Annotated in this window: 12 protein-coding genes and 2 pseudogenes; 10 read left to right on the top strand and 4 right to left on the bottom strand. The window is 50.6% G+C overall.

Annotated features, from left to right (window positions below):
• The first annotated feature begins 62 nt into the window (after positions 1–62).
• From BK658_RS29210 to BK658_RS29200, 3 genes and pseudogenes are all read left to right on the top strand, one after another.
• Positions 63–740 carry a DUF5710 domain-containing protein gene (locus BK658_RS29210; RefSeq protein ID WP_123585336.1) on the top strand — a complete coding sequence of 226 codons (678 nt, stop codon included), beginning with the start codon at positions 63–65 and terminating at the stop codon, positions 738–740.
• Positions 741–829: 89 nt separating this feature from the next.
• Complete coding sequence (locus tag BK658_RS29205) at positions 830–3,433, top strand: NERD domain-containing protein (protein ID WP_259740167.1); 2,604 nt, start codon at positions 830–832, stop codon at positions 3,431–3,433.
• A gap of 161 nt (positions 3,434–3,594) precedes the next feature.
• Positions 3,595–3,847: pseudogene (locus BK658_RS29200) on the top strand (SOS response-associated peptidase family protein); the annotation flags it as partial.
• Positions 3,848–3,923: 76 nt separating this feature from the next.
• On the opposite strand, the gene BK658_RS29195 reads toward BK658_RS29200, so the two are convergent.
• Positions 3,924–4,355 (bottom strand): hypothetical protein, encoded by a 432-nt coding sequence (locus BK658_RS29195; RefSeq protein WP_123585335.1) that lies wholly within the window; start codon positions 4,353–4,355, stop codon positions 3,924–3,926.
• A gap of 536 nt (positions 4,356–4,891) precedes the next feature.
• Here BK658_RS29195 and BK658_RS29190 point away from each other — a divergent pair.
• Together BK658_RS29190 and BK658_RS29185 are read left to right on the top strand one after the other, a co-directional pair.
• Positions 4,892–5,269, top strand: coding sequence for a hypothetical protein (locus BK658_RS29190; protein ID WP_123585334.1), 378 nt, complete (start codon positions 4,892–4,894; stop codon positions 5,267–5,269).
• Entirely contained in the window at positions 5,266–6,678 is a 1,413-nt protein-coding gene (locus BK658_RS29185; RefSeq protein ID WP_123585333.1) for a relaxase/mobilization nuclease domain-containing protein, read from the top strand. The genes BK658_RS29190 and BK658_RS29185 overlap by 4 nt, the downstream gene beginning before the upstream one ends.
• 142 nt (positions 6,679–6,820) lie before the next feature.
• Here the strand turns inward: BK658_RS29185 and BK658_RS30915 are convergent, their stop codons facing one another.
• On the bottom strand, positions 6,821–7,111 hold the full coding sequence (locus BK658_RS30915; RefSeq protein WP_185019922.1) for a helix-turn-helix domain-containing protein: 291 nt from the start codon (positions 7,109–7,111) through the stop codon (positions 6,821–6,823).
• A gap of 657 nt (positions 7,112–7,768) precedes the next feature.
• Here BK658_RS30915 and BK658_RS29175 point away from each other — a divergent pair.
• Positions 7,769–8,344 (top strand): hypothetical protein, encoded by a 576-nt coding sequence (locus BK658_RS29175; protein ID WP_123585331.1) that lies wholly within the window; start codon positions 7,769–7,771, stop codon positions 8,342–8,344.
• 927 nt (positions 8,345–9,271) lie between these two features.
• Complete coding sequence (locus BK658_RS29165) at positions 9,272–9,583, top strand: hypothetical protein (protein WP_046035848.1); 312 nt, start codon at positions 9,272–9,274, stop codon at positions 9,581–9,583.
• A gap of 62 nt (positions 9,584–9,645) precedes the next feature.
• Here the strand turns inward: BK658_RS29165 and BK658_RS29160 are convergent.
• Positions 9,646–9,741 (bottom strand): annotated as a pseudogene (locus tag BK658_RS29160) (transposase domain-containing protein); the annotation flags it as partial.
• 103 nt (positions 9,742–9,844) lie between these two features.
• Between BK658_RS29160 and tnpA the strand changes: the two are divergent.
• The 3 genes from tnpA (at position 9,845) to tnpC (ending at position 12,103) form a co-directional block, all read left to right on the top strand.
• Positions 9,845–10,162 carry an IS66-like element accessory protein TnpA gene (gene tnpA, locus BK658_RS29155; RefSeq protein ID WP_123585329.1) on the top strand — a complete coding sequence of 106 codons (318 nt, stop codon included), beginning with the start codon at positions 9,845–9,847 and terminating at the stop codon, positions 10,160–10,162.
• Positions 10,159–10,494 (top strand): IS66 family insertion sequence element accessory protein TnpB, encoded by a 336-nt coding sequence (gene tnpB, locus BK658_RS30560; RefSeq protein ID WP_185019921.1) that lies wholly within the window; start codon positions 10,159–10,161, stop codon positions 10,492–10,494. Before tnpA ends, tnpB begins: the two co-directional genes overlap by 4 nt.
• A gap of 61 nt (positions 10,495–10,555) precedes the next feature.
• Positions 10,556–12,103 carry an IS66 family transposase gene (gene tnpC, locus BK658_RS29145; RefSeq protein WP_123585328.1) on the top strand — a complete coding sequence of 516 codons (1,548 nt, stop codon included), beginning with the start codon at positions 10,556–10,558 and terminating at the stop codon, positions 12,101–12,103.
• Positions 12,104–12,119: 16 nt separating this feature from the next.
• Here tnpC and BK658_RS30555 read toward each other — a convergent pair whose 3' ends face one another.
• The gene (locus tag BK658_RS30555; RefSeq protein ID WP_123585327.1) at positions 12,120–12,485 is read right to left on the bottom strand and encodes an avidin-fold protein; all 366 of its coding nucleotides are present in this window, start codon (positions 12,483–12,485) and stop codon (positions 12,120–12,122) included.
• Between the last annotated feature and the right edge of the window lie 196 nt (positions 12,486–12,681).

Below are 12,681 nucleotides of genomic sequence, written 5' to 3'. Positions count from 1 at the left end.
TACCGGAAGGCTCTAACATGGGCTTTTGCGCTTACAGATGAGCAATACGTACGGATACAGACATGGAAAGGATCAATCTCGCTGTCGCATTCTCAGAGAAAGATGAAGCGAAATCGCTCGGTGCCCGTTGGGACCCTAGTCTGAAGACTTGGTACATCCCTGTGGGGGTAGAGGTCGGCCCATTGGGCCGATGGCTGCCGGTGACACAGCAAGCCGACTTGGAGCACGGACCAGAGTTTTGCATCAGAGCGCCGTATTACTACGTTATTGAGTCGATTTCCGGCTGCTGGGGCTGCTCCAGTGTGACCCGCGTATTTTCGTTCAAGCTGCCCGAGCAACTCGAAGAATTCGATTACTACGAAGATGAGGACGAAGATTTCGCTCTCACAAGCAACCTCGGCGAATGGAAGTGCCATGGATATCGCGGGACGGTCTCCAACGTCGACAGCCTCTCCCCCCTGGTCACGAAGCAAATCCATCGCTTAACCAACAACTTCAAGCTGGCCTACAGCAAAACTGCTGGCAGCCGTTACCTGATGAACCACTGCGAGCACTGCGGTGCAAAGCTCGGCGATTTCTTCATGCACAACGAGCCTGGAGGAGCTTTCTTCCCGACTTCGCCGCACGAAGCTGAGCGAATGACGCTCATCAAAATCAACGAGCGGTTCGACGCCAACTGTAGCGTCGGCTACGCATCCGAAGATTTTTTTGACTGGATGCAGGTTCGCAACCAACCCTAAAATTCATCCAATCCCGCATTGACCGAGGACCTGACGCGACTCAGGTCCACCTGCGGTTTTGAGCTTAATCAGTAGAAGGCGCTGCATCGATGGCAAGGATGATCCCAGACAACGGACCTCGTGGCACCGAGAGTAAGGGCGAACGAGATCTTTACACCATCTTCAAAGCGGAGTTACCAGACGATTATATCGTCATCCATAGCCTTCCTTGGCTCAGCTCCGCCGTAAAAAAGGTTGACCCTCAAGCCAAGCCGACCGGGGAGATCGATTTTTTGATCATCCATCCGGAAAAAGGGCTGCTCGTGCTTGAAGTGAAGAGCGGTGAATACGGCGTCAAGAACAACCGGTTTGTCCACCTTCACAAGCAGTACTCCATTGATCCCATCGGCCAGACGCGCAAAAACGTCCACGGAATCGCCAAGTGGCTAGGGTCCGATCCGTTACTCCGATTACGTATTGGCTACGGATTTGTTTTTCCCGACTCCGATTTTGCAGGTAAGCCAACAACGCCTGGCATGTACGACACGACCTCCACTCCCGCCCAGCCGCTCTACATCGACCATCGAGAGATGTTGAACGTTACGAAGCACGTCGTGGACCTGATGGACTACTGGAAAACCACCCTGGGAAATTTCGACCTGGGCGAAGCCCGTGTCGCTCGCCTCATTGAATTTCTCACCCCAGAAATCGACGGCAGGCGTGGCTGGGCCAGTCGCATCTTCTTCGACAATAAGGACTGGCTCCAACTAACCGAGGAACAGAGCACAGTAGTCACGAGGGTGCTGAAGAACCAGACCTCGCTCGTGACCGGATGGCCTGGAACCGGCAAAACGCTGATCGTGATCGAAACCGCTCGGAGACTGGCCTCCCAGAAAAAGAAGGTGCTGGTGGTTTCGTTCAACAACAAGCTCACGGAGTATGTCCGCACCCAGCTTGTTGATTCAGAAGGCTGCGATGTGGTGACTTGGCACGGTCTATGTGGGCAGGCGCGCAACACTTTGGGTCGCACCAGTGAAGCAGGAAAGGAAGATGAGTGGTACAGGCAGCAATGCGAACTCGATCTAAAAGACGCCATTGACCAAGGGCGCATGGTCGGTTACAGCGCATTGCTTGTCGACGAATCCCAAGCGCTCCTACCTTCCTGGTGCGAAACCCTCACCAACTGGTTCCATAACAAGCCCAAAGCCTTCTTCTGCGACGAGACGCAAGTGTTCCCGTACGAACGTGGAAACATTCCTCTGAAGGGCCTCAGCGAGCTACTTGGCGTAGATCCATTTCCACTCACCATCATCATGCGGATGCCAAAGGCTGTCACGAGCATACTTGAGGAAGTCGTTCCACCCAAACTCCAGCATTCCACGCCAAGAACCTTGGAGCATGACACCGCCGTCGAGATAATTAGCGCAGATCCATGCAAAGAAGCATCTCAGATCAGGCAAAAGCTAATTGATAGCGGAGTTCTACCTGAAGATATTGTAATTTTGATCGCCAGGTTCCTTTCAAGGCAATACATTGAGTACTTGGTAAAAGAGGAACCACGTTGCGAAGCCATTACGAAATTCCGTGGACTGGAAGCGCCTATTATTTTGATCCTTGGCGCAGAGCTACTTGATACCGCTGAGTTGTTTAGCGCCTACTCTCGGGCAACGTCAAAATGTATCGCCATTTACAACGCTGCTAGCTACACCTGGTCAGGAAAGGAAGCATTCAGGTCGAGACTCAAAAGCCTCCCCAATCACCAAGCGACTTTGCAGGAAGAAAAAAATAAGCTTCGCATCGACAACATAGTAGCTCGTTCCACAGAGCGGACATCGCTAAATCTCTCCAGCCTTAACATTTACTGGGCAGAATCTTGGAGAGCTTGGTTCATAGAAGCAGACGACGATCAGTCACTGGTAAAAATGTGGATCGCTTATTTAGCGCACAAGCTGCCCCAGCCCATATTTTTCTGGCCGAAGAACTCGAATACCAGGTTCTATTTCGCCAAAATTAATCCGTCATCGACAGATTCCGTTGACTCCCCGGATTCATACTCAACTCAGAGTTTAATTTTCTATCCATGCCAAAAGTGCGGCGATTTAACACCACACACTGACATCATCAAAATTAATTGCAAGCTGTGCGAAACAGAGGCGGACAGGACACCCTATCCGGCCAAATCTGTCATGGATGTAATCCAAATAATGGATGAATTGGTCTCCGGCGAGCTGGATAAGGATCGTATTCGTGAGCTGCAACCCAACCTGCCATTAAACATTGCCGCAGCCGCTTCTTTATTCCGCGCCGAACGAAACAAGATGCGTTCAAATGTACTCAAAGTCCAACTACCTGTAGGCCGAAGATTCTATTTGATCGCTTTTATTTTCGTTCAAGTGAGAATTGCCACGTCCAGACCTGGAGCGGTCATGGATGTAAATGCCCTCGCGGACGAAATCTACGGTCGGTTCAACGGGCTGACGTCCATTTCTTCGACTGAATGGAGAAAGATTTTCGCTAACGCGATGGGTTCATTTTACTCGAAAGGCTACATGAAAAAGATTAGCAAAGGCTTTTATTCCCCAGTGGAGGACGATCAGGCGCCCTTGCCAAAAAGGTATAGGTCCGACGGAAACGAAGAGGCCAGTGAAGATGGAGGTCTCGAAGAAGACGATCTAATCAATGTAGAAAGGCAGGCAGTGAAGGTGATCACCTAGAAGCAGCACCAAGAAGCGTTGTCGAACTAGGGTAAGAGGGCAGGTGATATCAAGATCCCGAAAGGCCAAGATACGCGGCGATAGCCTTCGCAATATCGGTTGCGGTTGCCTCTATGCCGGGCAGCCGGGAAATCTCTAATCGTCATGAACTCAGACTCAAGGACGGTTTCGTCATCATTACGGCAGCGAGTGATCAGGGAATGGTGGATATCCATGATCGCAAGCCGTTGGTCTTATCCACCAAGAATGCCAGGGAATGGATTGACCCAGAGACCTCGGTGCTACGCGCCGAGGAATTTGCCAGGGGGTTGCCGTTCTGCTGAAGATTTCAGGTGGTATCCCGTTGGCAACGTGAAGAATCAGGGTGTGGACCTAATTAGGCCGCTAATGTTGCCAACGGGAGACGAAGAGTGAAAAGTCCATGAATCAGCTAAAACTCATGATAGAGGCCATTTTCGCATTGGTTTTCAATGCTGTTATTGCTTCTTTCTCAGAGATACCCCAATCGGGAACAGTACTGATAATCGGTCGAATTTCTTGCCATGCACCCCATATTTCTATACCCAACTCCCTGCCCCCCCCTAGCGCCCTTCTTATCGGTTCGAGTGTGCTGTTGGAGTGACCAGACAAACTCCGCCAATACTTTCTTCATTTCTACGTAACCTAATAAACGCCTGTCAAATTCTCGTTTCTGCAATGCTGATGGCAGCTTTTTTGACATAAAGTCCTGCCACTTTGTTGGGCCATTGCGATATCGCTCCAGCACACTTAAAATCTCAGGCCGTCGACTTTCAAGTTCTATCAGCGGGACAGACATTAACACCTTGTCCGACTGTTTATAACGAGCCAATACTATTGCCACGACAGTTTTCCTGAGGCGAAAGGACACCGAACCTTTTTCAACATCTACAATCTCGTTCATTCTAAAGCTCCTTTTTTATTGTTATATAAAGATTATACTCCTCTTTTAGATGTTCGGCTCGGCTCGGACGCAATATCTACACAAAAAAAATATCAGCACCTATAAATTTAATACAGCAGCCCTACCTAAAAAACAGACAAGCGCTACCTAAAGTTGGCGCAATATGCAGCAGAGATAAAAGCCCCCCCTAAAAAACCGGCAACACCCTTTCCTACTTTTCAAAAAATAATCGCTTAAACAACTCCAAGGAAATAAAAAACTCAAGACAGCCGATATAATAAGTACGAACCTTAATCAAATGCGCATACTTTTTCAAATGAAGGTTTTCTGGGGAGCCAGCAATGTACTCCCTTATTATAAAGGGTAGTATTTCACTCGTTCCTCCCGACCTACTCCCCTTGATAAACGGTCATACGCTGGCTGCTCACAACCCGTTCCGGGTGTTGCGCAAAAATCAAAAGTAAATGCTCTACCTCTCTTTAGCCACTAAAACCAACTACAATAAAATCACAATAATAAAAATAGGAATACAAAAAATGAAAAACAAAGGTGGAAGACCAAAAAAAGACCTTTCTGAATTACGTCTAAAAAACGTTATGGTGACATTCTCACTTGAGGAATGGGAAAGCCTACAAGAGAACATGCAATCAACGGGATACGACTCAGCAGCGGTCTTCCTGCGTGTTTCCGGGCTTCGTTCTCAAGTACCTGCCAAAGTGTTTGTGCCTCCCATTAACAGAGAGCACCAGAACGCAATGATCAACTGCGTAAATTATTTGAAGAAGATAAAAGACACCAAACAGTTAAGCGAAGGTAAAATTTATGCGATTCTAGATGTTTTGAATGATATCGCCAAGTCTCTAACAAACACAAACTTCCAGAATAAAAACAATAATGAAGGAGCTTCAGAATGATTGCTCGCAAATTCAAAAATGACAGCAAGTGCAATGACCGTGTTGAGTACGCCTTCGGCAAGAACCACGAGCATAAGTGTGAGTCAGTACGCTTTGTCGGAGGAAACGTCTACTCGACTACCGTGGAGGATTTAGCAAAGGAAATGGAAGTTCCTACAATGATGCGCTTTTCTGCCACAGCGAAGGCCCCAGGACGCTGCGGCGGACATTACATGCTCTCTCTTGCACCCGGTGAGTCTTTGACACTAGACCAATGGAAAACCTCTCTGGAGGCAATAACAAGAGCCCTTGGGTACACCAAAGATCACAAATACTTTGGCGTTGTACATGACGACACAGAAAAACAACATATGCACATAATCACGAACAGAACTAGCATGAGCGATTACAAGCTAGTTCCGGACAGCAAGGATTACGAGGCATTGATGAACGTCGCCAGGCATCTCGAAGTCGAGTTCCATCTGACGAAGGTTTCCATGCCTGAAGAAACCTGGGGAATAAACTACGAAGAGCATGACTTGAAGAAATTTAACAAGGAAGTTAAAGAAGGGAAGGAACCAAACCTTCTCTGGAGAGATACTCTTGTTGCCCGTGTTGCATCAGCTGCCGAGACCATTCAGAACAAGCAAGGTGGCACCATGATTGACTTTGTGAAAATCCTGAAAAGGAAAGAGGTCAATGTTGAGCTAGCAGTCATGCTAGGAACCGACAATGTAGTAGGCATTAACTTCGAGTTCAGGGGCAAGAAAATTTCGGGACGAAATCTAAAACGAGCAAGGTTTACGTTCCAAAAACTCACTGACCAAGAAGGAATTTCATATGAGCCAGAAATGTTTCAAAAAATACAGAGAATTGTTTCAACAAGAACTGTTGAGTCAGCTACCAAACAAAAAGAAAAAAGGCTCGAAAAAAGAAGAGTCGGTGGCAATCTCCCTGCCGGAATCGGATACTACAGGCAAATAAACGCAGATCACTACGTCAAGCACGGCCCATCAGATTTTACGCTTGGAAAGCAGAACAAAAAGAAAGCCCCCCCAAAGAATGATGAATACTTCGCTATATGCGTGCAAATGCAGCGCTATCACTACTCAATTGCACGCCGAATGATGCCCCCTACACGTTTTAACTCCCAATACATGCTATTTGCGTTCAAAAAAAACTATAGGGAAGTTCGAACAGAAATAGAGGTGAATAGGGTTATTCGCCTAATGCAGCAGATGATGTCAACGCTAATGACCTTTTTCGGCATTTTCAAAGCTCAGTGCGAGCTAATTACGGATTTTGAGTACAGCCCTACATCTGACGGACCGACTTATACGAGCCACATTGAAGAACAGCCGCCGTCCCTCACGCCAAATATTCGACTCCAACAGCTTCGCACTACATTTCAACCAGAATTAAATTGTTAGCACCTAATCCTACCTAAAAAACCGCTGGCCATTTCTGCGGAGCAGGTTTCGTGTCAGCAAACTTCAGGTGGATACGTCTTCTCAGTAGCGGAAAACACTCCATAGCGTACTCAGTGCCCCAGATAGGCGATCACCAGCTGGGCTACTCTCGCGGAACCCCGACTGTCTCAAGCTCGCTTTTTAGACGGTCAAGGAGACTGGATGCATCCTCTGATTCATTTGCGATCAAAAAAGTCAGAGTGAGCAGCAGAGAGGGCGAAACACCTAATCGGTCGCAAATTTCGACTGTCTTGTCGAGTGTAGGCAGATGGTATCCACCCTCCACCTTGCTGATGTAGCTCCGCGACGTGATGGGCTCAAAATCCTCTTGCGTGAGTCCTTTTTTCTTACGCACGTGCCGCAGCGCCCGTCCGAGCGCCTGATTGAGATCCACCTGATACCCCACCCAAAAAAGGTAGAATCAGGCACGGACATCCATCGAAGAACCATAGCGAACTCGACACATTTCTATATTTATTTGCATTGCGTCAACACTACGCGCGACCTTTATGGGCAGGACTTCGTGAGCAGAAGCGGGAGGAACCATGTTCAGAATTTGGTTGAGGGTTCGCGCAGTCATCGATGGATATTTCCGCAAGAAGCGACTTTGCCCTGGGCTTTTGCACGCAACACCCGGCGGCATGGTGTATTCAGACATTGAAGACATACATGCCTCGGAATCCTCAAAGAATGCTCATCGAGCGGGGTACTGGGTTCTGAGCCCCAGCTATCGCCCCGAACTGAATCCAGACGACCTCCAAACCATGAGGCGTTCGCTCGATGATCGTTCTGCGCCTGCCTGGCATGCCCACGTGCATGAGTCAGTGGAAGGGCCGATGGTGTTACAGCTCACTCCTGGCCTATGCGAGGAACTGAAATGGCAAGAAGGTGACCGCATTTCATTCCGCAGACTGTACTCCGGCGAGTTAATTACAGCTGTCGACCGACGCGCTCGATCCTGACACCGATGACTGACAATGAGCTTGGCACCAGACCAATCAGCAGTCCGCCCCCTCAAATTACGCGCCTAAATAGAAAAGAGAGATTGCCAATGGAAGAATCAATAGACGATAAAATCGCGCACCTCAAGCACGACTCCGGGATTGAAAGATTTACTGGCTTCGTCTCGTACGCAACTGTCGATCAATCGGAAACGCTCTCAGGCCATATCTGGAGGCATATTGATGCCAGTAAGGAGGGCGAATTTGCTGATGGCCACAAAATCATAACGTCTCCTGTTGTGGCGATCTATGGAGTGAAGCAAAGCCTCTGGGTAGAAACAGAGACCGGCAGCCTCTATGGGATCCTGTCCCTTGCTCCGCTCGGCTGGCTTTCTATCAGCGCCTTGTACAAAGCCCATCAACGGCTTGAATCTGTTCCTGCGCATGCTCCTGATTTCTACCTAAAACGCAGTTCTGATCCGCTACCGCCGATGAAGGGTCGAACACTAAAAGAGAAAAAGAGGCCACATAGCACCGCAGCAGTGAGGCCTGATGGAAAGCATTTTTTCGGATCGCGCATCACCCCAGCTGAACGAAACTTCATTAACGAATCAATTGCACAGATACGATCCAACTCACAACCGACACACCCCGAAGCCCAGATAGATCCTGCCAAAGCCAAGTAGGCTGTATCCCCACCTAAGTGATCAATTGCTACCAGAGACGGTATCAGCAGATGCGCAATGACCTAGCTCAAGCACTCTACAGTGACTTTCCTGCGATTCTCCCTAAACACAGGGACGACCGACACACCCCAATCGAGTGTGGAAGTGGCTGGTACGCGATTGTGGAGGCCCTGTGCACGCTCATGCAGGAGCAAACCAGGCAAAAACCGGAGCTACCTCAACACATTACTGGGATCAAAGAGAAATTTGGGGAGCTAATGATCACTACCATGAGTAAAACGGCCGAAACCAGAGCTTACATTTCATTCGCACAGGCGATGTCTCTGCGTATCTGCGAAATCTGTGGCAGCCCTGGTCAGATGATCCTGACCGAGAAATGGATGAGAACACGGTGCGCTGAACACGAAAGCACCCTACCCGATTCATGACACAGGCGAGCCTCAGGATTCCGGCTAGCTTCCATGCTGGTAGGACCAACACACTCGCCCTTTGTACCTCATGATGTGAAAGAGCCGAACAAACTAGACGAACTTAAACACGCTCCTTCGACGCCTATTGACTAGCATGACCCTGTGGTTTACTTCCGCGAAGCGGGTACAAGTTGAAGGCCTCGTAAACAGCTCATCTGCCATCCATCAGTTGTCGCTACGCCCCCCCCCTGCGGCTTTCTTTAGCTCACGACACTCCCTCTACAGTAAGCGTTCCGCCAACTCACCTTGCGTGGTTGGGATATTGCGCAGACTCGCCCACCCAATTGCATTCGACCTGACTAGCCATTTGCATGGAATTGACCACCACATTTCATGATCATGACCGGCAGAGAACGACTATGGATTCATCCGGTGGATACTACAATGGCTAGCCTACGCTCCGTCCTGGAGCCTGTATGCTGAAAGCAAAAGTCAGAGGCGCTTGTAGGAGTCAGCGATGAAAATAACTGGAAGAGTCGAAGTCGAGACCGTTACTGACGTCGTGTGCGACGTATGCCGTTGCTCCACCCGCTTGGATACTGGCGGGCATCAGTTCGGCACCCTGCAAGCACACTGGGGCTATGGCACTGCCCATGATGGGGAGCGCTATGAACTGCACCTGTGTGAGGATTGCTTCTTCCAAACATTGGCTTACCTCAAGCAGGAGCGGCGAACTCAACATCTGTTCAGCGAGGATGGCCAGGATCTCACCGATAATCTCGGTCTGGTCGCAAAGGATGATTATTTCGGTGACGCCGGAAGCCGATAGATAGTCTCTGCAAATCGCAAGCGGTCGGATATGAAGTAGCGTTTGCCCAACAAACCTTGAGGTTAGACGGGCGCCCACTTATGCGGCAGCAGCTCGGTAATCTCACTCGCCCGCTGCGTCGGCAGGCGTATGAGGACGTCCTTAAGATAAACATACGGAGTAAGGGACCGGCGAACACACCTTCCGAACTCCAGCGTTAAGGACGATGGTGTCCGCGTATTTTTTTAAGCGGACGCTATCGCCCTTAACGTCAGGAATTCCATGCGCCAACGAAGCTCTTATCCCAAATCGTTCAAAGCCCAGGTTGTTCAGGAATGTCTGCAACCAGGCGCGACCATCTCCGGTGTCGCCATCAGTCATAGCATCAACGCCAACGTCATTCGAAAGTGGATGCCGCTTTACCGGGATCAGCCGCCAGCGGTGCTACCTGCTTTTATTCCAGTGAAATCTACGCCAAAACGGCAGAGTGAAACGTCGGCGGTAATCGATCTGCCGTTTGGCGATCAATCGATCACAGTGAAATGGCCAACTTCTGATCCTGAAGGATGCGCCCGCTTTGTCCGTGGGCTCACGCAATGATTCGTATCGATGCCATATGGCTCGCCACTGAGCCCATGGACATGCGTGCAGGCACTGAAACTGCGCTGGCCAGAGTGATTGGGGTGTTCGGTGCGGCGAAGCCGCACTGCGCTTATCTGTTTGCCAATCGCCGCGCTACCCGCATGAAAGTGCTGGTACATGACGGCATTGGCGTTTGGCTAGCTGCACGCCGATTGAACCAAGGCAAGTTTCATTGGCCTGGCATTCGACAAGACTACGAAATGGAGCTGGATAACGAGCAACTTCAGGCCTTGGTGCTCGGCTTACCTTGGCAACGCGTTGGAGCAGGCGGTGCAATCACACTGCTTTAAGAAGCTGTAATTAGCGCCTGGCCTACTGCCGCAAGCAATCTGCTTTGGTAAAGTCCACGGCATGACTTTCTCGCCCAATCTCGATCAAATGACCCCCGATCAACTGCGTGCATTCGCTGCGCAGTTGCTGTCGCAGGTCGATACCATGGGCAAGACGGTCGAAACACTGGGCAAGAAGATCAACCGCGATCAAACGGTGATCGAGAAGCTGACCCACGAGATCGCACAACTCAAGCGCTTGAAGTTTGCCAAGCGCAGCGAGCAGATGAATCCTGAGCAGGCCAGCCTGCTTGATGACCTGATCGATACCGATATCGCGGCGATTGAGGCCGAGCTTCAAGCCTTGCAAATAGCGCCAGCGGCGACCGAGAAAAAGCAAAAGCCCAAGCGCACGGTATTGCCGTCAGAGTTCCCACGCACGTTGATCCACCACGAACCGGACAACACCCACTGCCTATGCGGTTGCGCACTCAAGCGCATCGGTGAAGATGTCAGCGAAAAGCTGGACTACACGCCGGGCGTGTTTACCGTTGAACGCCATATTCGTGGCAAGTGGGTTTGCGATGACTGCGAAACGCTGATCCAGGCACCCGTACCGGCGCAGGTCATCGACAAGGGCATCCCGACTGCCGGATTACTTGCCCACGTCATGATCGCGAAGTTCGCTGATCATCTTCCGCTTTACCGTCAGGAATCGATTTTTGGTCGTGCCGGCTTGGCGATTCCACGCTCCACTTTGGCTCAATGGGTGGGTGTTACAGGCGTGCAGTTGCAGCCCTTGGTCGATGCCCTGCGTGACGTAGTGATCGGGCAGCAGGTCGTGCACGCGGATGAAACACCCGTGCAAATGCTTGCTCCGGGCTCGAAGAAAACCCACCGTTCTTATGTTTGGGCTTACGCCACCAGCCAATTCTGCGAAACAGCCGCTGTCGTCTACGACTTCAGCCCCAGCCGCGCCGGTGAGCATGCTCGCAACTTCCTGCAAGGCTGGAAAGGTAAGTTGGTCTGCGATGATTTTGGCGGCTACAAAGCCAGTTTCGAACTTGGTGTTACCGAAATCGGCTGCATGGCCCATGCGCGGCGCAAGTTCTTCGAACTGCACGCTACGAACAAAAGCCAGCTCGCCGAGCAGGCCCTGCGTTACATCCAATTGCTGTACGAAATCGAGAGCGAAGTGCGCGACCTGGAGCCGGATTTACGATGCCGAATACGGCAAGAAAAAGCCGTACCCGTGATGGATAGGCTGCATGCCTGGATGATCGCCCAGCGTGATCTTGTGCCCAAAGGTTCGGCTATTAGCAGAGCACTCGATTACAGCCTGAAACGCTGGGAAGCGCTGTCACGCTACCTCGATGACGGGGCTGTACCCATTGATAATAATTGGGCAGAGAATCAGATCCGACCATGGGCTCTTGGCCGCAAGAACTGGCTCTTCGCCGGATCGCTACGCAGCGGAAAACGGGCTGCGGCGATCATGAGCTTGATCCAGTCGGCGCGGCTCAACGGGCATGATCCGTACGCCTATCTAAAGGATGTTCTCACGCGCCTGCCGACGCAGCAGGCCAGTGAGATTTCCGAGTTGCTACCGCACAGATGGACGCGAGCGTAATCAAAAAGCTTAACCGCTACGCGACAAGCTCAACGTAGCTAGACTCCCCACCTCCAGTCGCGCCCGACAACCAACCCCATACGAACATCAGAGTGGTACGTCCTGCGTGATCAACGCCTACCTTGCCACGAGACCAGCCAGCAAGAATCTCACCATCCGTAGTTAAGCAATGATAAAGAAGCTCAATGGTATCGGGGCCAGTCACGCGTCCGACTTGATGACCCATGCGGATCCGGCCACCTTGATAAGTACCCCAAATGGAATCTTCTTCGACATGGTAGTGAAATACTGTGCCGGCACCGGATAGCCCGTGGGCGTTACCCGCTACCGTAAATCGGCGATTGTTCAAACGCTCCCTGATTTGAGCAAGGGGGATTTCCATAAGATGTCGCGTCCTTTTAGTCGAAATGTTCCATTACAGTCTTCGATGATCTTAAGCCATTTTGTCGTGCCTGATGAGAGGTCTGCTTGCCTATCCCTGGAGCTTCAACTCACGACGATAAAACGCAAGATGTGTTCACTGCGTGCGGATTCCACGCCATCCGGCCACTCATTCCACTAACATCCGGCCACCTGTT

The sequence above is a fragment of the Pseudomonas brassicacearum genome (assembly GCF_003732175.1).
Lineage (GTDB): Bacteria > Pseudomonadota > Gammaproteobacteria > Pseudomonadales > Pseudomonadaceae > Aquipseudomonas > Aquipseudomonas brassicacearum_G.
Note: the sequence above shows the minus strand (reverse complement) of the source record. Positions and strands in the feature narration are given on the sequence as shown.

Coding starts and splice junctions, on each gene's coding strand:
- BK658_RS30555 (WP_123585327.1), bottom strand. CDS start 12,485: ATGGAAATCCCCCTTGCTCAAATCAGGGAGCGTTTGAACAATCGCCGA.
- tnpA (WP_123585329.1), top strand. CDS start 9,845: ATGCGCCAACGAAGCTCTTATCCCAAATCGTTCAAAGCCCAGGTTGTT.
- BK658_RS29190 (WP_123585334.1), top strand. CDS start 4,892: ATGAAAAACAAAGGTGGAAGACCAAAAAAAGACCTTTCTGAATTACGT.
- BK658_RS29205 (WP_259740167.1), top strand. CDS start 830: ATGGCAAGGATGATCCCAGACAACGGACCTCGTGGCACCGAGAGTAAG.
- BK658_RS29185 (WP_123585333.1), top strand. CDS start 5,266: ATGATTGCTCGCAAATTCAAAAATGACAGCAAGTGCAATGACCGTGTT.
- tnpC (WP_123585328.1), top strand. CDS start 10,556: ATGACTTTCTCGCCCAATCTCGATCAAATGACCCCCGATCAACTGCGT.
- BK658_RS29210 (WP_123585336.1), top strand. CDS start 63: ATGGAAAGGATCAATCTCGCTGTCGCATTCTCAGAGAAAGATGAAGCG.
- BK658_RS29165 (WP_046035848.1), top strand. CDS start 9,272: ATGAAAATAACTGGAAGAGTCGAAGTCGAGACCGTTACTGACGTCGTG.
- tnpB (WP_185019921.1), top strand. CDS start 10,159: ATGATTCGTATCGATGCCATATGGCTCGCCACTGAGCCCATGGACATG.
- BK658_RS29195 (WP_123585335.1), bottom strand. CDS start 4,355: ATGAACGAGATTGTAGATGTTGAAAAAGGTTCGGTGTCCTTTCGCCTC.
- BK658_RS29175 (WP_123585331.1), top strand. CDS start 7,769: ATGGAAGAATCAATAGACGATAAAATCGCGCACCTCAAGCACGACTCC.